Below are 24,046 nucleotides of genomic sequence, written 5' to 3'. Positions count from 1 at the left end.
TTTACAAAACTGGTGTATAATCTACAGGATAGGTATGAGGGTCCGCAGGGGGGCGGATTTCATTCAGATTATGTACGAAAAGGAGAATCTATGAACTATGGAAAGTACGAGGCTGAGCGCAGGCTTAAGTCTCTCCACTCTAAATCGGGCAAATACGCTTCACGGCTGCTCCTTAATATATTTAAGGCGCTATTTGTCCTGTTTTTATTTCTGGCAGTAGTGGGTGCATCCATCGGTTTCGGTATGGTTAAAGGCATTATAGATAATGCCCCTTCCGTTGATATTCTAAATATTCAGCCCAGCCGTTTTGCCACTGCGGTATACGACTCTGCCGGAAACCTGACAGATACCCTGGTCACCAGCGGCTCCAACCGTGAGGAAGCCACCTACGAGGAACTTCCAAAGGATTTGATCAACGCATTCGTATCCATTGAGGATTCCCGTTTCTGGAGCCACAACGGAATCGACATCCGTTCCATTGCCAGGGCCGTAAAGGGCATTGTCAGCGATGACTATGCGGGCGGCGGAAGCACCATAACACAGCAGCTCATCAAGAACAACGTGTTCTCCGGAGGTATGGAATCCGGCTGGGGGGCCAGGATTGAGCGAAAACTGCAGGAGCAGTACCTTGCCGTTCAGCTGGAAAAGAATTCAGGCATGAGCAAGGAAGATACAAAGAAGCTGATTATCACCAACTATCTCAATACCATCAACCTGGGCAACAACACCCTGGGAGTAAAGGTGGCGGCCAAACGCTATTTCAATAAGGACGTTTCCGACCTGACCCTCTCCGAGTGTACTGTGCTTGCATCCATCACCAAGAATCCCTCCAGACTCAATCCCATATCAGGACGCGAAAACAATGCGGAACGCAGGAGAATCGTACTCCAGTATATGTATGAGCAGGGTTATATCACCAAGGCCCAGCAGGAGGAAGCCCTGGCCGATGATGTATACGACAGGATACAGAACGTGGATACAGCCGCCAAGGGGACTAACAGCCATTACAGCTATTTTACGGACGAACTCATTGAGCAGGTCATCAGTGCCCTGATGGAAAAGCTGGATTACACGGAAAGTCAGGCCAGCAATCTTCTTTACTCCGGCGGGCTTCAGATTTATACCACCCAGGATCCGGCCCTGCAGGCCATTGTGGACGAGGAGATCAATAACCCGGACAACTATTCTGTTGCCAAGTATTCTGTGGAGTACAGGCTTTCCATCACTCACGCAGACGGCACCACGGAGCATTATTCAGAAGAAAACCTGCGCACCTTCCGCAAGAGCGTGCTGGGAGATTCCTCCTTTGAGGGACTCTACGCCTCCAAGGAAGCGGTCCAGGACGACATTGACCAGTATAAGGCATGGCTTTTAAAGGATGGCGATGAAATCATCGGAGAGCGCCAGAACCTGATTTTACAGCCCCAGGCTTCCTTTGTTCTCTTAGACCAGCACACAGGCGAGGTCAAGGCACTGTGCGGCGGCCGCGGTGAAAAGACGGCCAGCCTTACCTTAAACCGCGCCAGCAACGTATACCGCCAGCCGGGCTCCGCCTTTAAGGTAATCACTGCTTTTGCCCCTGCCCTGGACGCATGCGGCGCTACCCTGGGCACGGTTTACTACGACGCGCCTTATACCATAGGAACGAAAACCTTCAGGAACTGGTGGAATTCCGGCTATGGCTTTACCGGTTACTCCAGCATCCGGGACGGCATCATCTACTCCATGAACATTGTGGCTGTGCGCTGCCTTATGGAGACAGTCACGCCTCAGCTGGGCGTGGAGTACGCAGAAAACATGGGCATTACCTCCCTTACAAAGGACGACCTGGGAGCAGCCACTGCCCTGGGCGGCATCACAAAGGGCGTTTCCAACCTGGAGCTGACCACGGCCTACGCCTCCATTGCCAACGGCGGCGTTTACACAAAGCCACGATTCTTCACCAAGATACTGGACCACAACGGAAAGGTACTCATAGACAATGAACCGGAGACAAAGCAGGTGTTAAAGGATTCCACTGCCTTCCTTTTGACGGACGCCATGTCCGAATCCATGAAGAGCAACCGCAAATTCACCCGCCCGGGCGTGTCCATCAACTCCACCAGCACCCGGGCTGCCCTGACAGGCATGACTGCGGCCGGCAAGAGCGGCACCACCACCTCCAACAACGATGTATGGTTCGTGGGCTACACGCCTTATTATACCGCCGGCATATGGGGCGGATGTGACAACAACCAGAAGCTTAAGCACGGAGGCGTGAATAACGGCGGCACCACCTTCCACAAGGACATCTGGCGCAACATCATGAACCGGGTCCATGAGGGCTTGTCAGACCCGGGATTTGCAGTGCCGGACAGCATTGAGACCGCGGAAATCTGCCGCAAATCCGGCAAGAGAGCTGTCTCCGGTGTCTGCAACCACGACCCCAGAGGGAATGCGGTCTATACCGAATATTTTGCAAAGGGAACCGCTCCCACGGAAGTCTGCGACAAGCATGTGGAGGTTACCGTATGCGCGGAGTCAGGCATGCGCCCCACTCCCTACTGCCCCACTAAGACTACCAGGGTATGCATGACGCTGCCGGAGGGCGAGGAGGGAGCCACGGACGATTCCGTATTTGCCATCCCGGGCTACTGCACCATCCACTCCGACGTTTCCACTATCATTCCGCCAAACACCGGCGATTCCGATAATACAGGGCCTACCGTGACACCTATCGGTCCGGGATACCAGTCCCCGCAGGAATCCACGGAAGGGTTTGGTCCGGGGAACCGGCCTTACTAGAAATAGATTTAACTGATTTCAAAAACCAGTATTAGCAGAAATAACAGACAGAATTAGCAGGCGGATATAAAGGAATGAAAAAACCGGAATCCACGTTGTCATATGACAGGTGTGTTCCGGTTTTTTGTTGTTTTGTTGCTGCTTTTTATTTTGCTGACGCCCTTATTCTGCTGACGCCCTTTATTCTGCTGACGCCCTTTATACCGCCGTTACCTTCATTTCATTCATGCTTACCAGATTCATTTTCATCACTTCATCTTCGGCTTAAACACAAGGGATGCCAGATAACCGAATACCAATGCGCCGCATATTCCCGCGGAACTGGCCGTTAATCCGCCCTTAAAGATACCCAGAAGCCCGTCCTCTCCGATTCCCTCCTTTACGCCTTTCCAGAGGGTGTTTCCAAAGCCCAGAAGAGGCACGGTGGCTCCTGCCCCTGCCCATTTGGCAAAGGGCTCATAGAGCCCTATGGCTCCCAGTATGGCACCGCTGACCACCAGGGTGACCATGACCCGCCCCGGCATCATCTTTGTTTTTTCCAGCAGTATCTGCACCAGGGCGCAGATGATTCCTCCCACGATAAACGCTTTTAAATAGTCCATGTCATTTCCTCCTTAACTGTCTATATGTTCAATGACGACTGCATGGGCAATGCCCGGTATGCTCTGTCCTTCATTGAAGCTGACCGAGGACAGCAGGGCACCTGTGGGGACAAATAAAACCCGCTTCCATGTGCCGTCCTGTACCTTGGGGAGGATGTAGGAGCAAAGGGTGACAGCGGAACAGCCGCATCCGCTTCCGCCTGAATGGGTGTCCTGCTGTTCCTTATCGTATATCTCCATACCGCAGTCCATGTGAAGCTGGCTTAAGTCCCTTCCTTTATTCTTCATAAACTCCAGCAAAATGGTCCTTCCCACCTCTCCCAGATCCCCGGTAATGATTTTATCATACCAGGTCTCATTGACCTGAAAATCCTCCAGGTTCTGCTCAATGGTGTGGAATGCTGCCGGAGCCATGGCTGCTCCCATATTCATGGAATCCTTGGCGCCCATGTCCACCATGCGTCCCGTTGTAATGCCTGCGATGCGGGCCATACCATCTTTCCGGTTTCCAGCCAGGACCACGGCGCCGCAGCCCGTTACCGTCCATGTGGCAGAGGGCGGCCGCTGGTTCCCATAGGCCAGCGGAAAACGGAACTGTTTTTCCGCAGTGGCAAAATGGCTGGACGCCATGGACATAACCTGGTCCGCATATCCTGCGTTGACCGCCATTGCCCCTAATCCCAATGCCTCTCCCATGGTGGAGCAGGCCCCGTATAACCCGAAAAGAGGGATCTCCAAATCCACAGTGCCAAAGGATGTGGCTATGAGCTGCCCCAGCAGATCGCCTGCAAACAGATAGCGCAGGTCACCCTTTCGTATGCCGCCCTTTTCAATGACCAGATCTGCGGTTTTCTTCTGCATGGTGCTCTCTGCCTGCTCCCAATTATCCATACCAAACATATCGTCCAGTTCCACCTCGTCAAACAGGCTTCCCAGAGGGCCTTCCCCCTCCTTTTTCCCAACGACAGAGCCAGCGCTTATGATGACCGGGGGATGTTCAAATTCAATACTTGCCTTGCCTTTCATTTGTCCCATTTCATGTACTCTCCTTCCTGTGACAGGATGTAATAATTACAGTATCCCTCGTTTCCGGAAAAATACTCAGAAATAAAAGAACCTAAAAAGGCAGCCTGCTTATCAGGGATATTTACAAAAACAAACTGTTTACATCCATTTCTTCCTCTATCATGCCTGATTTAAACATGAAATCAGCTGTTTTCTGGAAGCCCGCCTTATCCTCATCGGTAACATCCATGGAAAAATCATAGCAGGCATACATTTCCCTTACCGCCTCTTCATCCAAATCCAGCTCCTCTGCCACAATCTGCAGGACCTCATCCTGATTATCCTTCATAAATGCGGCAACACGCTTCTGGGCTTCCATGAAACGGTCAATCACATCCCGGTTTTTTTCATAAAAATCTTCCCTGACAGCCACGGCAATAATGGCTTTTATGAGTCCTTCTCCGTCAGCCACCATATGATATCCCTGCTGCTTGGCCTGATAAGCGGCTGCACCTGCAATGAGGGCCGCGTCCACGCTGCCGCCGTCCAGGGCTGCCTTTGCGTCCGCAATGGACATATTCACATATTATTCCCTTATGTTTTCTTCCCCTGTCAAACCGACTGTGTCCATCCCCAGATAACCGTAAAAATTTTAGGGGACAGGGCTGGATTTCAAACATGTTATAACCTCTGCCTGTACCGCACACTCCGCACAGACGCCCTCCACCGTGCCCTCCAGCTCCTGCAAAAGTCCGTTCCTTATCAGGAACCAGTGTTCTTAAGTTTAAGGCATGACCTGCATCTGCCAGGGCCTTGCATGGCATGCTGATCAGTTTCTGTCCGTCACATAAGTCAATTCTTTCTCAGATTTCCCTGGCTCAATGAATCAGAATCGGCTCAATGTCCGGTATTACAGTGAGCCCCTGTCCCCCTAGGCTTCGCTCTCCAGGGCCATGTTTTTCATGTCTATGTGGTATTCCGCTGTCATCCTGCCTGCCGCAAGGCATCGCATAACAGCCACTGTATCCAAGCTCGCACCGACAGAACTTTGTCCTTCTCCTCAACAACAACTGCCTAGCCCTTATTGCACCGCACCTATATGAGTCCATACTTTTTCAGGAAACACGTCAATACCTCCCAGGTACATGTCCTCTGCCACCGGATTAATCCATATGTACTTCAACGCGAATTTTCCTTTATCTCATGTTAGTTACAGTTAACCAACATGAGATATTAAAGAAACTAAAATATCAACTGCATGTTTCTGAAAAGAAAAATATGGAACAGGAAATCTTTCCCAGTCCCTAACTGCGGTTGTACCGCCTGATAAATCTTTTTCACTTACTGCGAATTAAAATCTCCCTAAATAAGTCAATATGGGACCGCGAAATTTATCAAAATCTGAGCTGCTTTCAATATTTTTTCAACCTATTTATTCTGTTTCTATTGACTCTCAATGTTTCAGCATTATTCATCTCAGAGAGCATAGTTCTTGCCACACCCATCCAAGCAGTTCCGCAATATACCTTAGTTTTACAGATATAACTGGATTTTCTCCATATTTTTGCCTGTTTTATTTGCTTGCTTTTTTAATCTTAATATCAACGAGTTTCTGTCAGGTTCAAAACTTTCTTCTATTACTGGTTCCTCCTAGTCATCATCCTCCCATACATTACAAATATTAGGCACACCGCTTCCTGCATGTCACCAATATTGATCAAATTAAATATTTTCATCAAAGACTTATTTCTTGGATCAGATTTCCCTCTTCTACGAATCTGTTCCTGTCCCAACCTGATGTATACAGGACTTTCAAAGGTAAGTTTATCTTCTTTTATTGTTGTAACACCGAATTTGCCATAAAAATCTATATTGATAATACATTTGGCCAAAGTTTCCCTCAATGCTTTATGAACCGGTGTATCATTCCAAGCCAGCTACGCTGTTTCTATGATAATCAATTTTCTTACTAATAAGATTTATATTTATCATTTAAATATGACATATTTGAAGTTTTCTAGATTGTTCCAATTCCTCTATTTCCTTTTCATACATTTTAAAGGTATCTTCTCCTATTGCAATACAAAGCATGTCTGTTGCACGACTCATACCTACATACCCTACTTTTAATGCCTTTTTCTCATCTGCTCCCATCTTCTTAATATTGCTGCCACTCATGAACTTCAAAATCCGTTGCATATCCGTTTTTTTATTAAAATACGTTTCCACATATAGAGTTCCCGTGTGAGTCTCCCCCTTAACTCCATGAACCGTATCAAATAGTACAGATACACCGTCCCTTGTATAACAATTATACAAGACATCTTTTTTAGAATTAGTTTGTCTTTCAAACAGTTTTAAAAACTGTTTTTCATTACACTCCTCAAAAAAATGAAATACTATATGCAAGGCTTCTGTTCCAATTATTTTAAATGCTGTTTCATCGTAATTCTTAATTTTTGTTGCCTCTCTTACAATAAGACTTCGTAAATTTATCCATTCTATTGTCATATTGTTTTTTATATACTTTTCTAATATGGAATACGTAATCTGCTTTTCCTCAAATGTAATATCATTCATATTCAAATATCTTACAATACATACTATCACAGATTTATAAATTAATCCTACTGTTACATTATGCTTTGCATTTTCTTCCAAAATGGATTGAAAACTCATGCCTACCTGTTTAATAGTAACATCCTTATTGGATATATACATAGGATAATAACTTTTAACTGATAACTGTTCTTCTTTTTCTTTATAGCCAACCCATCCACAACACTTAAATACTGATTTTTCTTTTTTAAGATTATGTTCCAGAATCAAATCTACAAATTTATCTTTTACATTACAGATTTTATCATGCTCAAAAACTAATATGTAAATGAATGCATCTGCATTTCCATTTCCTATTAAAGTTTTTTTATGTGGCTCAACTCGTAAATTTTCAATAATATCTGCAATATTTTGTGGAAATCTCATACTTTTTGAGATCTCATATCTATCCTCCAGAACATTACGCTCCACCTCTTCTTTATCATCATAAATAGCCTGATCCATATCTCCAAATTTTTGAATAACCACTCGCTCCGGCAAAAAAATTTTATCTAATATCTCATTCTGTACTCCCCTATTGTCCTGTACCTCATCCATAAAAACATATTGAAATCTAGAGCAAAAATAGTATGACAATTCTGGATGTTCTTCAAGATACATCTGTGCTAACAAGTATGTATCATCATATCGTAATATTCCTTGACTAAATAAACTGTCTACCAATAGCGAATATAATGCCTTATATGTGTCTGATGACTTGTTTTTTAAATTTAAAGATTTGTCTCCAGTACAGAAATCAAATTCTCCATCTTTTCTCCGCAATACAATACTTTTTATATAGTTATCTATTTTTGAGTAGTCTCTACCGCATTTTCCATATGCATACTTCTTTAGAATAGTAATCTCTTTTTTTCTCTGAAACATTTTTTGATAATAATACTCATCATTTATAGCAGTAATTCCTTGTCTGTATGCCTGTTTTAAAAAAGGAATCGACAAAAATTTATCTGTAAATGCCTGTATTGTCCCAATAAAATTAGGATATTGAAATAATATATCTCCTCTGCTTCCTAGTCTACTTTTAATTTCATTAATTGCTACATTTGTATGTGTAATTATACAAATTCCCTTTCCATCATTAAGTGGTAAATGATTGACAAGTGCTATAATCTTTCCCATAAGCGCAGTTGTCTTTCCACTTCCAGGACAAGCCATAACAGAAATAGACTTATCCATTCTTTTGATAATAGGAAGTTTTTCATTTATATCAAAAGTTTTATTTCCCAATAATATCTTTTCTGCGTAATGGATATCCTCGTCTATAAAGTTCACAATACTCATGTAATTAGTATTCCTTTCCACAAGCATACATTATAGCTTGTTTTATATAAGAAAGACTTTCATCCTTCGCTATTATAGCATTAACGGTGATAACATTCTGCTCAAGTATCTCTGAAAAATATTGAGCAGTTACTGCCTTTGACGCATTTTTCAACAGCAGATCTTCATAAATCTTATACGCTATTATTTCCTGAGAGTCTCCCGTAGCGGACCACTCATCTATTATCCTTTTGGCCTCTAAAAATTCTTCTGATATATTAATTTCTATGGAATCCTGCTTTTTTACTTTCTTTGCAGCCATCACCGATGCATATAAGTAAACTCGCAAAGTGCTAAATGCAATATCATATTCCAATGTCCAATTGTTGGTAAATAATCTCGCTTTATCCGTACAATATTTATCCTTTTTCTTCTCCAAGATAAAACTTCTATATAGTTCTGTACTTACTTCTTTCTTAATATAAATTTCAATACTATCCTTTACTTTTTTGCTAAGTTTTTTCACCTTATTTTGTTCTTTTATTTTTTCATAAATGTCTTCTTTCTTTATATAATACTTTCCTTCAATATCTGAACATTTTAATTCACATATCTCCTCTGCACCCTTCAAATCTTCTATAGAATAAACAATATTTTTATTCTCCTCTTTTTTTATTTCATAATAGTAATCCGGTCGTACATCCAAATCTGTAACTATTGCTATTGGTATATCTATACACTCTCCATTTTTTCTTTTGAAAATATTTGCATATCTAAGAAATGCCAGACTTCCTACATTAACAATTGAGACCCCATATTTTTCTAATGGCATACCAATTATTTTTGCGATAACGGGCATTAGAATATTTTCTGCATCACCTTCAACAAAAATGACTCCCTTAGCAAAAAACAAGTTAGCTTTTGTAGAATCCAAAAATCTTTCTAAATATTTATAATCTCCACTTTCTAAAGCAGTATGGGCAGAATCTAGCATATAAGCTTTATTATTTTTACAATATATCAGATTAGATATTTTTATTTTTGATGCTAATGTTATGCTATGTGTCGTGATAATGCACTGTAACTTTTTATTACTATTATCATTATCATTTTTATTTTGTAAATAAGCAATTAGTCTTAACTGCGCCTGAGGATGTAAATGAGCTTCGATTTCCTCGATTAAAGCAATATTAAAGCGATTTTCTATGTCAAATAATAATAATTCTAATGCTATAAATAACTGATTTAAAGAACCTAATCCAACTTGATTTTGAGCAATAATTAGGCTTAGCCTGCGCAGAATACTAGTCAATTCATTTCTACTTGCTGAAATTATCGGTTCATAACCATGCGAATCATAATTATTACCCATAAATTCTCGTAAAGTTGCTTCTAATTTCCCTGTGATTTCTTTCGCACCTTTCTCCCCATCCTCAATTCCAAAAATTTCATCTTTTTCCAGTTTTTCTTTCTTAAAATATTCCTCGATTTTTTGATTAGCTATACCAAAGTATCTTTCTAATACATGAAGATCTTTTTCTTTAGTAAAAAGTGGATGATTTAGCAAAATTTGCGCCAACCTTGAATGGTAACCATGTTTCAATTCATTTTCTGCATCTCTTAGCGGCTTAAGATACGTCACTCTCAATAATTCAATTGCATCAAAGCGGGTATCTAATTCTGGCATGCCTGCAGTAATCGAATTCATAATTCTGTTATCTCTACGTCTTGCTATCATCCGAACACTGAGCTCTGCCTTATCCCCATCAAATGTAAGCCATTCCAGAAAATTGCCTGCCTCATCATCACTTAATTCTTGAAAAACACATTCTATCTTCAATAATTCACTTCGTTCACCTTTTAAATCCTCATAAAAATCACATTCTTTTATTTGTAAAGTATCATGGCTTCTAGTTCCAAGAACAAATTTAATTGCATCAATAATTGCTGTCTTTCCCGTATCATTTTCTCCAATAAGAACATTTAATCCTCCCTTTAAATAAACCTCTAATGCAGGAGTCGCATCTAAATTGGCATAACCATATTTTCTAAAATTCCATATTCTTACACACGATAAATACATTTTTCATATCCCCTTTTTTACATATATTAATGTGACTGTACACAATTATACCAAATATATGGATAAATTCCCATCATTTTATACACATACTGCTATTTACACTATAAATTTACTGCTATTTCTATATTCCCTACACAATCCACGCTTTCATACCTTATATCTCACAACCATTTCTCTTGTTCATTAGCTTTGCAATTTCTCCTCTCCAAATACAATTCTATATCCTTTCATCTCCGAAAATAGAATCAGATAATATCTTTCTTATCTCTGTTAATGACCAACCTACAATCTTAGTTTTCTTATATTTTGCCAGAGCTTCACCCCCTTGAGACTCTATAACACTCTCTATCTTTCCCAGATTCAGTTCATCAAAACATAAACAAAACATTAATCTCACTATATCCATTTTTTCATTATCTTCTATCAACACATCACTCTTTTCATATTTCTTAAATTCATATGGAATTTTCTCTGGAATTTTTTCGTCCATATATACTTTCTTCGTCTTCAGACAAAAAAGCAGGCTAATGAATACTTTCATCCATCACCCTGCTTATAAAGCCTATTTCCAAATTATTTTTTACTTTCCTATCCACCCACTAAAAAATCCCCATCATCGTCCCAACCCAGTAAATCAGCCCCAAGACCCAGCTGGTCAAAACCCCGTACAAAATCACCGGCCCGGCAATGGTAAATATCTTACAGCCAACACCGAACACCTCGCCCTCCGCGTGAAACTCGATGGCCGGCGCCACCACGGAATTGGCAAATCCTGTTATCGGCACCAGGGCGCCTGCTCCCCCGAACTTCACAATCTTTGGATAGATATTGAATCCGGTCAGCAGGATACTTAAAAGAATCAGCTCCAGCAAAGTCCAGGCCGCTGCTGTTTCCTGGTCCATACCCATGCTGTTCATCATGAAATTCAGGGCAAACTGTCCCAGCACGCAGATGATTCCGCCTACCAGAAAGGCCGCCGCCATGTTCTTTGCCAGGCTGTGGGTGGGAGTCACCTGTTTCACGTACTCCTCATACTTTTTCTTATCAATCTCCATTCGTTTACTCCTCTCAAAATCCGGCTGCGGACAGCCCTAAACCTTTTTGGCTCATCCTCTTTGGCCACATCATCCCAGGGAGGCCATATGATTCCAGAAATATACCAGGGACCCCGCCATTTTCCCTGCCGCCAGGGCAAATATCAGATACTGAAGTCCCACGGCCAGGTGAATCCTCCGGCTGATGACCGGAAGTGCCTTTAGCGTCTCTGCCAGGGACATGACCAGACAGCCCACAAAAATCCCAACCGACAGTCCGAATACACATATGAAAAGGGTGCCGATATAGGGCCCCATATAGATGGGAAACTCATAAATATCCAGTATATTTCCCAGGACCCCGCCCAGAATAATCACTGTCTCATACAGAAAAATATGCTTCCTGGTACCTGTCTTTCCCATGAGGCGCACAAACACGCCGATAATGGCCAGGAACGCATATACGCCGGCTGCAATGATGCCGCCGGCGCACAGACCGAAGAACGCCAGCAGACATTTTTTAAGTAATATCAATTTTGGACTCCTTTCTGCCGTCATTGGCAATCAGGGTCTTACTGATATTGTCCTCATAAAGGCGCATTTCCACCTCTAACGGCGTGGGGTCCGTATTCAGTTTTATGGCTGCGAAATGATTGAAGAAACCGATGATGCCCACGGCCAGACCAACCGAATAGCTAATCTCCAGCACAGTAAAACCTCCGGATTCATAGCCCATGACCAGGCTGAACACCTCGCTGAACACATCGGTGACGCTGACGTCATTGTTAAAGGTCATAATGGCAAATGCAGCGCCGAAAAAACACACCAGGCAGACAAATACAGTCTTGGTCCACTGCCAGATGTAAGCAGGCGGGGAAGGCGGTTTGTAGGCTATAATAAAATCCGTCTCCCCCACGTTGTTTACATCAATGGTGGAGTCCAGCTGTTTTAACTTGTTGATTACATCCAGGGCACTCATGATATAGCGCCGCTTGGCGTCCACCTTCACGGTCATGACCTTCATGGAGTTGCATTTATTCATCACATTCTGGTCGTCGCAGTAAACCTGGGCCACGTCCTTTAGGACAACGTCCTTGTGGGTCAGCTCCGTGATTTGACTTAGTTTTAAATAGACTGTATGGTTCATAGACCTCTTCCGCTCCTTTGGATTTCCTGCTGTCCGTACATCATGGACACAGGGTCAGTCACAAAGGCCGGACATACTTCCTCTTCCACGGAAGGCCCGTCCATCTCCTCCCATACCAGCGTCCCTTCCTTTTCATATCCCCTGTCTCCGAAACCTGAGGACAGATACCATACCAGGGCCCCTATCAGGAGAAGGGAAGCTATGACTGCAAGCAGTTCACATACTCGTTTACCAAAACCCATAAGAATCACATCCTTTTCAAGAAAAGTTAATTGGTTTCTGGTATCTAGTATGACTTCCATGGAACTTTTTATACCATAAGGCTTTTGTTTACAGTTTTTTCCTCATTTCTTTCAATATACGTTTTTCCAGCCTCGACACCTGTACCTGGGAAATGCCCAGCTCTCCGGCAATCTGGGTCTGAGTCTCATTGTAAAAATATCTGCGCAGAATGATTTCTCTCTGCTCTTCCTCAAGTCCCTCCATCAAATCCTTTAAAACCATTCGGTTTAACAAATCCTCATGGTCATTGTTGTCCTGGGCCAGGCGGTCCATGAGATAGGTGGAATTTTCATCCCCGCTGTCCGCCGGACGGTATAACGACTCCACCTCTGCCGCTGCTTCCAGGGACGCCGCCACTTCCTCACGGCTGGTTCCTAACCTGCCTGCAATCTCCTCAATGGTAGGTTCCCTTCCCAGAGCGTATGTCATTTCCTCCCTGGCGGCCCTGACCTTAACCCCCAGTTCCTTGATGGAGCGGCTGACCTTGATCATACCGTCATCCCTGAGAAATCGTTTAATCTCCCCTGTAATCATGGGCACTGCATAGGTAGAAAATTTCACGTCAAACCCAGTGTCAAATTTGTCAATGGCCTTAATCAGTCCGATGCTTCCAATCTGGAACAGATCCTCCATCTCATATCCCCGGCCTGAGAACCGCCTTACAATGCTCCATATAAGTCCCACATTGTCCATGACCAGCTGGTCTCTTGCCGCTTTATCCCCTTCGTGAGCCATATTGATTAATTTCATGGTCTCATCCATCGCCGTCACCTGCCGATGGATTTCTTCATTGTCACCAATGTGCCATGATTTGGTTCGGACTCCACCTCTACCTGGTCCATAAAGGCCTCCATGAAGGAAAAGCCCATGCCGGAGCGCTCACCTTCGGGATCCGTGGTAAACATAGGCTCCATGGCCTGTTTCACATCCGCTATACCCACACCGCAGTCCTTCACCGCCACGGTCAGGGTCCGTTCCTCCATATCTGCGGTCAGGTCCAGATATATGGTTCCCCTGTCTCCCCTGTAGCCATGTATGACTGCATTGGTCACTGCCTCGGATACGGCTGTCTTCACATCGTCCACCTCCTCCAGGGTGGGGTCCAGCCTGCTCATGAACACGGCGGTCACCACCCTGGCAAACTCCTCATTCCGGGAAAGGCTCTCCATTTCCAGCCTCATGTGTTCTCTGTTTGTCTCCATCTTCTTATCCTCCATCTTTTTCATCCCTTTATTGCTGATTCCCTGTCTTCATATCCTTTGATAAGGCGGCTTACACCGCCCATCTCCAGTATCCGCCTGACCTGGGGTCCTGCCCCGTAATAGGCCACGGTTCCCCGGCTGGCTGCCATCTGCTTATAACGGTTTAAAAGTACCCCGATGCCGGATGAATCCATAAATGATGTGTGTGTAAAATCAAATACAATCCGATTGATGTAATTCTCCGCCAAAAGCAGGTCCGTATCCCGTTTCAGGTTCCTGCAGTTATGGTGGTCCAGCTCTCCCGGAAGGTGAATCACCAGCATCTGCTCCCTGGCCTCATACGTAAACGTTGTCTGTTCCATCCCTCCATACTCCTTTCTCAGTGCCTATAAAATACAAAAAAAGATACCACAAAAGACATGTTTCTTATCTTCTGTAGTATCTTTCCTGAAAAACCGTTTAAATTAATAACCTCTGGCATTCTTTGCCCGGTCCACATATTCGGAATCCGGGAATTCATTGACCACTTTGTCAAACATGGAATTGGCATTGTCCGTGTCGCCGGCATCCTGGTACAGACGCCCCACATAGAACAAGGCTTCCGGATTATCCGGCTTTATGGTCAGACTGGCCTGGAAATAGTCCATGGCCTCTGTCTTATTGCCTGCGTTCCACAGCTGAAGTCCCCGGTCCACCAGACTCTGGTAGATATTCGCCGTCATATCCTGACGGATATTTTCCACAATAGCCTGTATGTTTTCGTCCTCAATCAAATCAAAGCCTGCTCCTGCAAATGCCTTGGCCGCTGCCACCAAATCACCGCTCCTGTAATCCTGGAGAATCCAAATCAGTCCCTGGTACTGGGCAATGACGCTGGTGTTGCCTGTGGTCAGCTCGTCCAGACGGGCCTGAATCTCCTTTGTGTGGGCATCCAGCTCATCGTAATCCGCTTTCAGAATATCGTACTGCTGATTTGCATTGTTAAGCTTCTGCATGTAGGATTTCAGGTTGTTATCGTGAATGCTGTTAAGGTCCCTTGTCCTGGCCGGCAGAATGAGAAAATAAAATGCCATAATGCCCAGAACCAGTCCTATAATGATGTGAAGCACAGTGGAAATACCTGTATTTTCCTTATAAGTATTAGGGATGATGACATCGTCATCCTCCATCTTCCGATGGGAAAATGCCTTCACCATCTTGCGCTTCTCCGCATCAGCCCTGCCTGTATTCTGTTTTACAATGGACATATAGTACAGGGCCTTCTGGTTGCTCTTGTCAATCTGGAGAATCTTGTACAGGCAGCGCCCGGCCTTATTAAAGTCCTCTCTGGCCATATATAACAGGGCCAGGAGCAGATGGGCCTTCACAAAATGAGGGTTTGACTCCACCACCCTGGCCAGCTGGAGAATGGCCAAATCATCGCTTCCGTTTTGGGCGTGCCAGAGCGCCTGGTTAAATGTTTTCACATTCTGGCTCTCTATCTCCAGCTGTCCCGGCTTCCTCTGAATCTCATCCAGATAATGGTCCGCCAGATTATCCTCCGGCTGCAGATTCAGGCTGATGACCCACTGTACCAGGGCATCTGCCACTTCACCGTTCTCATAGTATATCAGTCCCAGCAGATTCCTGGCATCTGTCTGATACTTATTAAAATGCAGGCTCTTCTTCAGGCACTGGGCCGCGCCGGACAGATCCCGTATCCTGGCCTTTTCCAGGCCCAGGTTGTAGAAGCTGTTGGCTATCTGCTGGTTCTTTCTTGCATAGTCTGTATTCACAGGTCCCGCTCGCCTCTTTCTTTTATCAGTTCCATCATGATGTCCGTCATATCCGTCAAATCGCTCTTAACAATGGCGTCCTCCACCTCTTCCACATCCAGGCTTGGTTTAAAACGCTCAATCTCCTCTTCAAAATCAATCATGTATATCACTCCTATCTTATCAGGTCTGCTCAGGGCTTCTGCTCCAGTACCGCCTTAATCTCACCGATGAGATACAGGGATCCGGCGCAGAACAGCAGTCCCTCCCGGCTCTTTTCAGCCATATCCTCAACCGCGCTCTTTGTGTCCCCATATGAATAAACAGGTCTGGACGTATAGGTTCTGAATACCCTGGCCAGCTCTTCAGCCGCCAGTCCTCTGTCACTGTTCATATGAACCACGCCCACTGCTTCCCATATCATCTCTTTGCACAGCTGCTCTGCCATACGCTCATAGTCCTTATCTGAAACAGCTGCAAACAGCAGCCATGGCTTCTTTCCCTGTCTGTCCGAAATTTCCCCGGCTGTCTGTATGAACGCCTCAATACCGCCGGGATTATGGGCACCGTCCAGGTAGATTCCCGGCCTCACCTGCTCCATACGGCCGGGCCAGAATGTATTCTTCAGGCCCTTTATAATATGCTGGTCCGATATTCCCCATTCCTTTCCGTCCGGGCAGATGCAGGGACCGTGTCCCGGCATCCGGCATCCTGTCCTGGGACATTCTCCGGGGTAGCGCAGGACGTCCAGGGTGCGCACAGCCAGCATGGCGTTCTCCGCCTGGTAAAAAGCTTCAAAGGGAATCTCCAGCTCCAGGCATCTGCCGTCCTTCATCCTGGCGTTAATGGACAGGCCTTTTTCGCCTATCTCCTCCACATAAAAATCATCCCGGCCTACCGGATATCTGGCAGCACCCTTGCGGAAAGCAAATCCTTCCAGTATGGTGGAGACCTCCGGCTGCCCATCGTCAAAAACAAGAGGAACACCGGTCTTTATAATGCCGGCCTTTTCCCCTGCAATCTTGGCCAGGGTATCGCCCAGATACCTGGTATGGTCCATGCTGATGGAGGTAATCACACAGGCTGCCGGCCGTTCCAGCACATTGGTGGTATCCAGCCTGCCGCCCATGCCTGTTTCCAGAATCATCACATCCACATCATGCATTCTGAACAGGACCATGGCCATATAAAACAGGAATTCAAAAAAAGTGGGATGGCAGAGTCCCTGGTCCGCAAGCTTTCTGCTGGCCTCAAGGACAGTCTCAAAAGCCCCTTCAAAGCTTTCCTGATCCACCATTTCCCCATTAATCAGAAAACGTTCACGCACCTCCACCAGATGTGGTGAGATAAAGGTGCCGGTGCTGTAACCGGCCTCACCTAAAATAGAGGTGAGAAATGCGCACACAGAACCCTTTCCATTGGTCCCTGCCACATGAATCGCCGGTCTGTCCCGGTCAGGGTTTCCCAGATAATCCAGAAACCGCCTGACGTCCTCCAATGAATTCTTTTTCCTGGTCCACATGGGAATGCGGTCCAAATACTCCTCTGCTTGTCCCATAACTAAAATCCATTCTTTCTTAAAAGCCTGTCTGCCGGACAGGCTTTTATAATCTTAACCTAATTTTATTCAATTGGCAACCGGATATTCTCGCCGCCCTTCGTCAGGATGCGACAGGAATCCTCTTTGCCGGTTTCTGTATTATTGGCTGGTTTCTGGTTGACTGGTTTCTGGTTGACTGGTTTCTGGTTGACTGGTTTCTGATTGACTGCATTCTGTAACACCGGCTGCCTTCTGTAACACCGGTTTCCTTCTGCACCGGGCCCTCTAGTTTCCCTCCGTATTCAGAGAGGCTTGCCTGCGGCGTCCCACCGGAATCTGCGCCAGTATGATGGCGCCAAACATAAGGGCGCAGCCCAGTACTTCCTTGGAAGAAAGCCTTTGCCCTAAAATCACCCATCCGGCCAGAACTGAAATACTGGATTCCAGGCTCAGAATCAGGGAAGCCACCGTTGGATTCATCCCCTTCTGTCCCACAATCTGCAGGGTATAAGCCACTCCGCAGGACATGATGCCTGCATAGAGAACCGGCGCCCATGCGGCTATAATCTGGCTCCATTCAGGCGTTTCATAAATCAGCATGGCTGCTCCTGAGAGGATGCCGCTGACAAAAAACTGGATACAGGACATCTTTACTCCGTCCACAACAGGGGAAAAGAAATCAATAATCATGATATGCACAGCAAAAAGAAATGCGCATACCAGCATGAGAAGATCCCCTTTGTTCACCGACAGTTCCCCGCCCTTCATGCACAGCATGTAAAGACCCGCCAGTGACAGAACTACTGCCCCGGCAACCACCGGACTGCATTTCTTACCTAATAAAAGACCAAGTACAGGGACAATGACAATGTAGCAGGCGGTTATGAACCCTGCCTTTCCCACTGTGGTGTACTGGATTCCAAACTGCTGGAAATTGCTGGCCAGGCAAAGGGCCACGCCGCAGCAGATTCCTCCTATAATCAGGGTCTTCCTGGCTCCTGGTATAACAGGAACCTGCTCCTTCCTTTTATTCTTCCTGTCAAAAAACCATATGCAGGGAAGAAGGACGACACCACCCATAAGGCATCTGACGCAGTTAAATGTAAGTGGGCCCACATAATCCATTCCAACGCTCTGCGCCACAAAGGCCACCCCCCATATGGAGGCTGTCAGCAGCAGCAAAAGCGCATTTTTTATCTTCATAGTCTGACCTCGCTGTATGTAATGAATATGAAGCAGTTAAAAACAACTGCCTAGCTGTCATAAAAGTTCTGATAATCAGGGTTTCAGCACGTCAAGGCTGTAATTCACCGCCACATCCTTGCGCACATACGATTTATTGAAAGCGGACAGAATCCGGTCCATGACCATCTCGCTGTTCTCAAAGGTGGCGGAGGACAGAAGCAGAATGAACTGGCTGACACTGTAACGCGCGTAAACGTCGCTGGAACGAAGGGATTTCTGAATAGACGCCCTCAGGCGCTCCATGGCCCTCGCCTGGATCTCCGGCTTCAGGGTGCGTCCCTTCCTGTCTCCCACAGTCAAAAGACAAAGGTACACGGAATCACCGCTGCGCTCCACACCTCTGCGTTCCAGCTGTACCAGACGCTTGAACACCGCATATTCACACTGGTACGCGCCATGACCTTCTCCGGCGCTACCCGTGCCCAGATTCTCCTGAATCACATCCAGGTCAGTCACTACCTCCTGCTCGCTGTTGCTGATAACCTTGTATAATTCCTTAAAATGCTCTGAGGGCGTCATCAGACGTTCCCGGTAGAACATATCCGTGGTATCCTTATACCGCTTCAGGGCAGTCTCCTGTTCCCCCTGTCCATACGCAGCATAAATCCAGTAATAGTGGAAATCCTCGGCAAACCGGTCAATGCCGATGGCCCTCTGGCAGATTTCTTCCACCTGGGCATACTCCTTATCCCGGATCAGTTCTTCCGCCATATAAACAACCAGCTTCTGGTATAATGTGTGATAATAGGCAGCCATGGGACCTACCCAGCTCTCCTCAGCTGACCTGGGCAGAAAAATACCCCTGTAGAGTTCAAATGCCTCCAGGCAGGCCTCCCACATATTCTTCCCATCCAATTCCGGGTCCAGGATTCTCCGGCACAGACTCTCAAACCGGTCCGTGTCCACCTCTGTTTCCCAGGCCGGGTTCCACATGTAGGCCCCCTTCTGGCTCAGAATCAAATCCTGAGATGGGAAACCGGCGGCCTCCAGCATCTTCCTAACCCGAAAAACCAGGGTTTTAAGGGCGCCGTAAGGATTATCCTGAACACCGTCCTGCCAGATGGCATGGAACAGCTCATTGATGCTCACATCTCCCCTGCGCTTGATTATCAGATAGCTCAGCAGGCTCCAGGCTTTCCTGGACCGGTTATCGCTGTCGCACATGGCCTTTTCATCCATTGTGATGGTGAAACCGCCGAACATCCTGACATGGATAACCGGCTTATTTCCTGATGATTGATTCATGCTATGCTCTCCCTCTCTATCCCTGTATCTGGTCTGCCGCGGTGTATACGGCCTGGCGCGGTGTAGCTGGTCTGCCGCGGTGTATACGGCCTGCCCCCACCGCCCTAATTTTTCTCCGGGTTCATCACTGAAGCTGTGCCAGACGTATCTTCACCTGCTCCATCATCTGCTCATATTTTTCAAGCTTTGCGCGCTCCTCGGCAATCTTTGCTTCGGGCGCCCTGTTTACAAACTTCTCATTGCCCAGCATACCTCTGGAACGGGCCAGCTCTCCTGCCAGACGTTTTTCTTCGCCTCTTAACCGCTCTATCTCCTTCTCGATATCCACCAAATCTGCAAATGGCATATAAATCACTGCCTTGTGAATCACTGCTGATACAGCATCATCTGCAATTCCTTCCTTATTCTCCTGGAGAATCACCTCGCCCGCATAGCCCAAAGCGGCAAAGAAGCTTTTACTGTGCTCAAATATCTGCAGCAGCCCTGCGTCCTCCGATACCACATAAACAGTTGCCTTCTTACTGGGAGGAACGTTCATGGATGAACGCACGCCACGGATAGCTCTTACAGCCTCCTTGATGGTCTCTGTGGACTGTTCTTCCTTTGCAAAATTCCAGTCATCCCTGTAAACCGGCCACTGGGAAATCATGATGGTCTCCTCTTCCTCCTGGAGATTGCAGAAAATTTCTTCTGATATAAACGGCATAAAGGGATGAAGCAGTTTCAGCGCCTGAATCAGCACATGCTTAAGCGTCCAGATGGCAGCCGCCTTTGTATCGTCCTCTTCATTGTACAGCCTTGGCTTCACCATTTCAATATACCAATCGCAAAATTCTTCCCAAATAAAATCATAAACCTTCTGAAGGGCGATTCCCAGCTCGTATTTATCCAGGTTCTCCGTCACTTCCCTGGTAAGGGTATTAACCTTGGACACAATCCATTTGTCAGCCATGGTAAGGCGGTCCAAAGCCACCTCGCCGGACTGAGCAGCCTTCTCAATGTTCATCATAATGAATCGGGACGCATTCCAGACCTTATTGGCAAAGTTACGGCTGTTCTCCACACGCTCCCAATAGAAGCGCATATCATTGCCGGGCGCATTGCCCGTAATCAGGGTCATGCGCAGGGCATCTGCGCCGTACTTGTCGATGACCTCCAGGGGATCGATGCCGTTGCCCAGGGACTTGCTCATTTTCCGTCCTTCGGAGTCTCTTACCAGGCCGTGAATCAGCACGGTGTGGAACGGAAGCTTTCCGGTTTGCTCCAGGCCGGAGAACACCATACGGATAACCCAGAAGAAAATAATATCATATCCTGTTACCAGAACATCTGTGGGATAGAAATAATCCAGATCCTCTGTCTTTTCAGGCCAGCCCAGGGTAGAGAAGGGCCAGAGGGCGGATGAGAACCAGGTATCCAGGGTATCCTCATCCTGTTTTAATGAAGTGCAGCCGCACTTAGGGCAGGCGTGGGGAGCTTCCTTGGAAACCACGATTTCTCCGCATTCCTGACAGTAATAGGCAGGTATCCTGTGTCCCCACCACAGCTGTCTGGAGATACACCAGTCGCGGATACCTTCCAGCCAGTGGAGATATGTCTTTCCAAAGCTCTCAGGAACAAAAGTAAGGCTGCCGTTCTTAAGGGCCTCAATGGCCGGCTTAGCCATCTCCTCCATCTTTACAAACCACTGCTGCTTCACCATTGGCTCTACCGTGGTCTTGCAGCGGTCATGGGTTCCTACGTTATGGGAGTGGGGAACCACCTTGACCAACAGGCCCTGGGCCTCCAAATCAGCCACAATGGCCTTCCTGGCCTCGTAGCGGTCCATACCAAAATACGGTCCCGGAACATTTACTGTGGCATCGTCGTTTAAGATAATGATTTCTTCCAGGTTGTGGCGCTTGCCCACCTCAAAGTCGTTGGGGTCGTGGGCCGGGGTAATTTTCACGCAGCCTGTTCCAAATTCCTTGTCCACATACGGGTCGGCGATAACAGGAATCTCCCTGTCTGTCAGAGGCAGCTTAAGCATCTTGCCCACGATGTCCTGATAGCGCTCGTCCTCCGGGTTCACCGCAACCGCGGTGTCTCCCAGCATGGTTTCCGGCCTTGTGGTGGCTATCTCCACAAAACGGCCAGGCTCTCCCACTACAGGATAATTGATGTGCCAGAAAAAGCCGTTCTGCTCCACATGCTCCACCTCTGCATCAGAGATAGAGGTCTGGCATACAGGGCACCAGTTGATGATTCTGGACCCCTTATAGATGTAGCCTTTTTCGTACAGCTTGACAAAGACCTCCAGAACTGCGTCAGAGCAGCCATGGTCCATGGTAAAACGCTCCCTGTCCCAGTCAGCAGATGAACCCAGTTTATGAAGCTGATTCACAATTCTGGTGCCGTACTCGTCTCTCCACTTCCAGCACTCCTTAAGGAAACCGTCCCGTCCCAGGTCTGCCTTGTCAACGCCTTCCTTCTTAAGCTTGTCAATAACCTTGACCTCGGTGGCAATGGCAGCATGGTCCGTACCCGGCTGCCACAGCGCCTCGTAGCCCTGCATTCTCTTATAGCGGATCAGAATATCCTGCATGGTATTGTCCAGGGCATGGCCCATGTGCAGCTGGCCTGTGATGTTTGGCGGCGGCATCACGATGGTAAATGGTTTCTTACTGCGGTTTACCTCTGCGTGGAAATACTTTCCGTCCAGCCACTTCTGGTACAGGCGGTCTTCGATGTCCGCCGGGTTGTAGGTTTTCTCCAGTTCCTTCATGGTTTGTTCTCCTTTTTTGTAGATGGTTTTTGTAATGGGTCTTTGTAATGGCTCTTTGTAATTGGTCTAAATAATGGGTTTTAATAATGAGTCTTGATAATTAATTTTTGTAATTAGTTTTGATAATTAGTTTTGATAATTAGTTTTTGTAATTAGTTTTTGTAATTTTTGTAATTATAGTAACTAATTTGTTTGGGTTAGTGGTTTTGTTAATGGGTCTGTTAATGTTTTTGTTGATGGACTCATTAACGGTTTGGTTAATTACAGAAAAATGGCTGCCGGCAGACAGACCCTGTTTGCCTGAAAATAAAAAGCCCTTCGCCAATCCCGGTTAAGGGAAGGCAAAGGGCGGAGTGTCCGCGGTACCACCTTTGTTTTGCCGGATGTCCGGCAGTCTCATTAGGCCTTTAACGCAGGCCGGTCGGAAGCAGCTACACAGAAGGAAACTTTTCATAGAGGCAATACGGGAATATCCGCCTGCCAGTCACTCAGTTTTATCCTTCACCGCTCCAGTTCAGAAGCTACCTTCTATCATACTCTGCCCGGGCCGCCTTTCAGCCAGTGGACCGCCCTCTCTGATGGTTTATATGATGTACTCCTCTTCTTCGTAACCGTTGTGTTTAATTGGATTGCTTTGTTTGCATGATTTGCTTGTTTGGTTTATTTGCTTTGATTTATAATTATCAAGCATAATAATTATTGGGGGATTTGTCAAGTGTTTTTTGGTGAAGCTTGCGCTGGTGGAAGCTTGCGCTGGTACTCTGGCAGAGTTTTGGCAGGTATTTGTGTACAGCTTATCCTGTCATCCCCGCTCCCCAAGCCGGAAAACCGTATTCTTAAGCACTGCTAATGCTATCTCCGCAAACGTACATTCCAGTCCGGCTGGTTATAAAATATTAATATTGCAAACGCCAATATTGTTATTCCGAAAAACAGACTTGCCCCTTTCACTTTTCCTTTATACCTGTTACTATGCCGTCCGAACAAATACCCCAGTATCACTGCTGCACAATATCCCATCAGGCTCCCCCAGGTATTGTGGAGTACATCATCCAGCTCTCCTAGTCCCCTATCCGTCAGAACCTGAGTAACCTCTATAACAGACGAAAAAACAAATCCTATGATGGCTGCCTTCTTCCAGTCCGGCTTTCGGAGAATGATAGTAAAGAAAAATCCGAATGGCATGAATAGGGCGATATTACCAAGAATCAGATACCAATGATTGCCAGAATGTTCTCTCCAGGCCCTTTTTATGGTCCAGAAAAGCTGGAGCTGTATGTCTCCTTGTCCTGTTTCACGGTATAATGTGGCATACAGGATGACCGCTATGGAAAAAAGAAATAGGAAACGAAACAGATATTTGCGTGGATGGAACATGGCACCTCCTAGGGGAAATTTCTTTGTAAGTGATTCAAAAACTCTACCATTAGTACTTTATAATACTATTCAATATCTGAGATAATCTCCCCACCCACCCTCC

22 protein-coding genes are annotated in these 24,046 nt (G+C 46.1%); 1 reads left to right on the top strand and 21 read right to left on the bottom strand.

Annotated elements, in window-relative coordinates:
- Positions 1-90 precede the first annotated feature (90 nt).
- Positions 91-2,784, top strand: coding sequence for a transglycosylase domain-containing protein (locus CGC65_RS13295; protein WP_002567370.1), 2,694 nt, complete (start codon positions 91-93; stop codon positions 2,782-2,784).
- Between the two features lie 248 nt (positions 2,785-3,032).
- Here the strand turns inward: CGC65_RS13295 and spoVAE are convergent, their stop codons facing one another.
- From spoVAE to CGC65_RS32535, 21 genes are all read right to left on the bottom strand, one after another.
- On the bottom strand, positions 3,033-3,386 hold the full coding sequence (spoVAE, locus tag CGC65_RS13285; protein WP_002567369.1) for a stage V sporulation protein AE: 354 nt from the start codon (positions 3,384-3,386) through the stop codon (positions 3,033-3,035).
- A 12-nt stretch (positions 3,387-3,398) separates the two neighbouring features.
- The gene (gene spoVAD, locus CGC65_RS13280; RefSeq protein ID WP_002567368.1) at positions 3,399-4,421 is read right to left on the bottom strand and encodes a stage V sporulation protein AD; all 1,023 of its coding nucleotides are present in this window, start codon (positions 4,419-4,421) and stop codon (positions 3,399-3,401) included.
- 112 nt (positions 4,422-4,533) lie between these two features.
- Positions 4,534-4,968: an ABC transporter substrate-binding protein gene (locus CGC65_RS13275; RefSeq protein WP_002567367.1), complete on the bottom strand. Its 435-nt coding sequence runs from the start codon at positions 4,966-4,968 to the stop codon at positions 4,534-4,536.
- Between the two features lie 1,415 nt (positions 4,969-6,383).
- Complete coding sequence (locus CGC65_RS13265; protein WP_002567365.1) at positions 6,384-8,291, bottom strand: UvrD-helicase domain-containing protein; 1,908 nt, start codon at positions 8,289-8,291, stop codon at positions 6,384-6,386.
- Between the two features lie 4 nt (positions 8,292-8,295).
- Positions 8,296-10,353, bottom strand: a complete 2,058-nt coding sequence (locus tag CGC65_RS13260) for an ATP-dependent nuclease (RefSeq protein ID WP_007037381.1) — start codon at positions 10,351-10,353, stop codon at positions 8,296-8,298.
- Positions 10,354-10,570: 217 nt separating this feature from the next.
- A complete protein-coding gene (locus CGC65_RS13255) occupies positions 10,571-10,843 on the bottom strand; it encodes a hypothetical protein (protein WP_235622245.1) in 273 nt (90 codons plus the stop codon).
- A 109-nt stretch (positions 10,844-10,952) separates the two neighbouring features.
- Entirely contained in the window at positions 10,953-11,408 is a 456-nt protein-coding gene (locus tag CGC65_RS13250; RefSeq protein ID WP_002567361.1) for a SpoVA/SpoVAEb family sporulation membrane protein, read from the bottom strand.
- A 69-nt stretch (positions 11,409-11,477) separates the two neighbouring features.
- A complete protein-coding gene (locus CGC65_RS13245) occupies positions 11,478-11,921 on the bottom strand; it encodes a stage V sporulation protein AB (RefSeq protein WP_002567360.1) in 444 nt (147 codons plus the stop codon).
- Entirely contained in the window at positions 11,908-12,534 is a 627-nt protein-coding gene (locus tag CGC65_RS13240) for a stage V sporulation protein AA (protein ID WP_002567359.1), read from the bottom strand. The genes CGC65_RS13245 and CGC65_RS13240 overlap by 14 nt, the downstream gene beginning before the upstream one ends.
- Positions 12,531-12,776, bottom strand: coding sequence for a hypothetical protein (locus CGC65_RS13235; RefSeq protein WP_002567358.1), 246 nt, complete (start codon positions 12,774-12,776; stop codon positions 12,531-12,533). The genes CGC65_RS13240 and CGC65_RS13235 overlap by 4 nt, the downstream gene beginning before the upstream one ends.
- Positions 12,777-12,864: 88 nt before the next feature.
- Complete coding sequence (gene sigF / locus CGC65_RS13230; protein ID WP_002567357.1) at positions 12,865-13,578, bottom strand: RNA polymerase sporulation sigma factor SigF; 714 nt, start codon at positions 13,576-13,578, stop codon at positions 12,865-12,867.
- 5 nt (positions 13,579-13,583) lie between these two features.
- Positions 13,584-14,018: an anti-sigma F factor gene (gene spoIIAB, locus CGC65_RS13225; protein WP_002567356.1), complete on the bottom strand. Its 435-nt coding sequence runs from the start codon at positions 14,016-14,018 to the stop codon at positions 13,584-13,586.
- A gap of 20 nt (positions 14,019-14,038) precedes the next feature.
- Positions 14,039-14,380, bottom strand: coding sequence for an STAS domain-containing protein (locus CGC65_RS13220; RefSeq protein ID WP_002567355.1), 342 nt, complete (start codon positions 14,378-14,380; stop codon positions 14,039-14,041).
- Between the two features lie 102 nt (positions 14,381-14,482).
- A complete protein-coding gene (locus tag CGC65_RS13215; RefSeq protein ID WP_002567354.1) occupies positions 14,483-15,793 on the bottom strand; it encodes a tetratricopeptide repeat protein in 1,311 nt (436 codons plus the stop codon).
- Complete coding sequence (locus CGC65_RS31310) at positions 15,790-15,936, bottom strand: hypothetical protein (RefSeq protein ID WP_002567353.1); 147 nt, start codon at positions 15,934-15,936, stop codon at positions 15,790-15,792. Before CGC65_RS31310 ends, CGC65_RS13215 begins: the two co-directional genes overlap by 4 nt.
- Before the next feature lie 29 nt (positions 15,937-15,965).
- Complete coding sequence (locus tag CGC65_RS13210; protein WP_002567352.1) at positions 15,966-17,330, bottom strand: bifunctional folylpolyglutamate synthase/dihydrofolate synthase; 1,365 nt, start codon at positions 17,328-17,330, stop codon at positions 15,966-15,968.
- A gap of 65 nt (positions 17,331-17,395) precedes the next feature.
- Positions 17,396-17,554: a hypothetical protein gene (locus CGC65_RS30985; protein WP_007037384.1), complete on the bottom strand. Its 159-nt coding sequence runs from the start codon at positions 17,552-17,554 to the stop codon at positions 17,396-17,398.
- 43 nt (positions 17,555-17,597) lie between these two features.
- On the bottom strand, positions 17,598-18,515 hold the full coding sequence (locus tag CGC65_RS13205; RefSeq protein WP_002567351.1) for a DMT family transporter: 918 nt from the start codon (positions 18,513-18,515) through the stop codon (positions 17,598-17,600).
- Between the two features lie 75 nt (positions 18,516-18,590).
- A complete protein-coding gene (locus CGC65_RS13200; RefSeq protein ID WP_002567350.1) occupies positions 18,591-19,802 on the bottom strand; it encodes a BTAD domain-containing putative transcriptional regulator in 1,212 nt (403 codons plus the stop codon).
- Positions 19,803-19,926: 124 nt separating this feature from the next.
- Complete coding sequence (locus CGC65_RS13195) at positions 19,927-22,566, bottom strand: valine--tRNA ligase (protein WP_002567349.1); 2,640 nt, start codon at positions 22,564-22,566, stop codon at positions 19,927-19,929.
- Between the two features lie 852 nt (positions 22,567-23,418).
- The gene (locus CGC65_RS32535) at positions 23,419-23,943 is read right to left on the bottom strand and encodes a VanZ family protein (protein WP_002567348.1); all 525 of its coding nucleotides are present in this window, start codon (positions 23,941-23,943) and stop codon (positions 23,419-23,421) included.
- Positions 23,944-24,046 lie beyond the last annotated feature (103 nt).

Origin of the sequence: Enterocloster bolteae, from assembly GCF_002234575.2 — a bacterium.
GTDB classification, from domain to species: Bacteria; Bacillota; Clostridia; order Lachnospirales; family Lachnospiraceae; genus Enterocloster; species Enterocloster bolteae.
The sequence above is the reverse complement of the archived record's forward strand: the minus strand, read 5'-3'. Positions and strand labels throughout refer to the sequence as shown.

Coding starts and splice junctions, on each gene's coding strand:
- CGC65_RS13275 (WP_002567367.1), bottom strand. CDS start 4,968: ATGTCCATTGCGGACGCAAAGGCAGCCCTGGACGGCGGCAGCGTGGAC.
- CGC65_RS13295 (WP_002567370.1), top strand. CDS start 91: ATGAACTATGGAAAGTACGAGGCTGAGCGCAGGCTTAAGTCTCTCCAC.
- CGC65_RS13205 (WP_002567351.1), bottom strand. CDS start 18,515: ATGAAGATAAAAAATGCGCTTTTGCTGCTGCTGACAGCCTCCATATGG.
- CGC65_RS13255 (WP_235622245.1), bottom strand. CDS start 10,843: ATGGACGAAAAAATTCCAGAGAAAATTCCATATGAATTTAAGAAATAT.
- CGC65_RS13250 (WP_002567361.1), bottom strand. CDS start 11,408: ATGGAGATTGATAAGAAAAAGTATGAGGAGTACGTGAAACAGGTGACT.
- spoVAE (WP_002567369.1), bottom strand. CDS start 3,386: ATGGACTATTTAAAAGCGTTTATCGTGGGAGGAATCATCTGCGCCCTG.
- CGC65_RS32535 (WP_002567348.1), bottom strand. CDS start 23,943: ATGTTCCATCCACGCAAATATCTGTTTCGTTTCCTATTTCTTTTTTCC.
- CGC65_RS13200 (WP_002567350.1), bottom strand. CDS start 19,802: ATGAATCAATCATCAGGAAATAAGCCGGTTATCCATGTCAGGATGTTC.
- CGC65_RS31310 (WP_002567353.1), bottom strand. CDS start 15,936: ATGATTGATTTTGAAGAGGAGATTGAGCGTTTTAAACCAAGCCTGGAT.
- sigF (WP_002567357.1), bottom strand. CDS start 13,578: ATGGATGAGACCATGAAATTAATCAATATGGCTCACGAAGGGGATAAA.
- CGC65_RS13240 (WP_002567359.1), bottom strand. CDS start 12,534: ATGAACCATACAGTCTATTTAAAACTAAGTCAAATCACGGAGCTGACC.
- spoVAD (WP_002567368.1), bottom strand. CDS start 4,421: ATGGGACAAATGAAAGGCAAGGCAAGTATTGAATTTGAACATCCCCCG.
- CGC65_RS13195 (WP_002567349.1), bottom strand. CDS start 22,566: ATGAAGGAACTGGAGAAAACCTACAACCCGGCGGACATCGAAGACCGC.
- spoIIAB (WP_002567356.1), bottom strand. CDS start 14,018: ATGGAGACAAACAGAGAACACATGAGGCTGGAAATGGAGAGCCTTTCC.
- CGC65_RS13220 (WP_002567355.1), bottom strand. CDS start 14,380: ATGGAACAGACAACGTTTACGTATGAGGCCAGGGAGCAGATGCTGGTG.
- CGC65_RS13235 (WP_002567358.1), bottom strand. CDS start 12,776: ATGGGTTTTGGTAAACGAGTATGTGAACTGCTTGCAGTCATAGCTTCC.
- CGC65_RS13260 (WP_007037381.1), bottom strand. CDS start 10,353: ATGTATTTATCGTGTGTAAGAATATGGAATTTTAGAAAATATGGTTAT.
- CGC65_RS13210 (WP_002567352.1), bottom strand. CDS start 17,330: ATGGGACAAGCAGAGGAGTATTTGGACCGCATTCCCATGTGGACCAGG.
- CGC65_RS13265 (WP_002567365.1), bottom strand. CDS start 8,291: ATGAGTATTGTGAACTTTATAGACGAGGATATCCATTACGCAGAAAAG.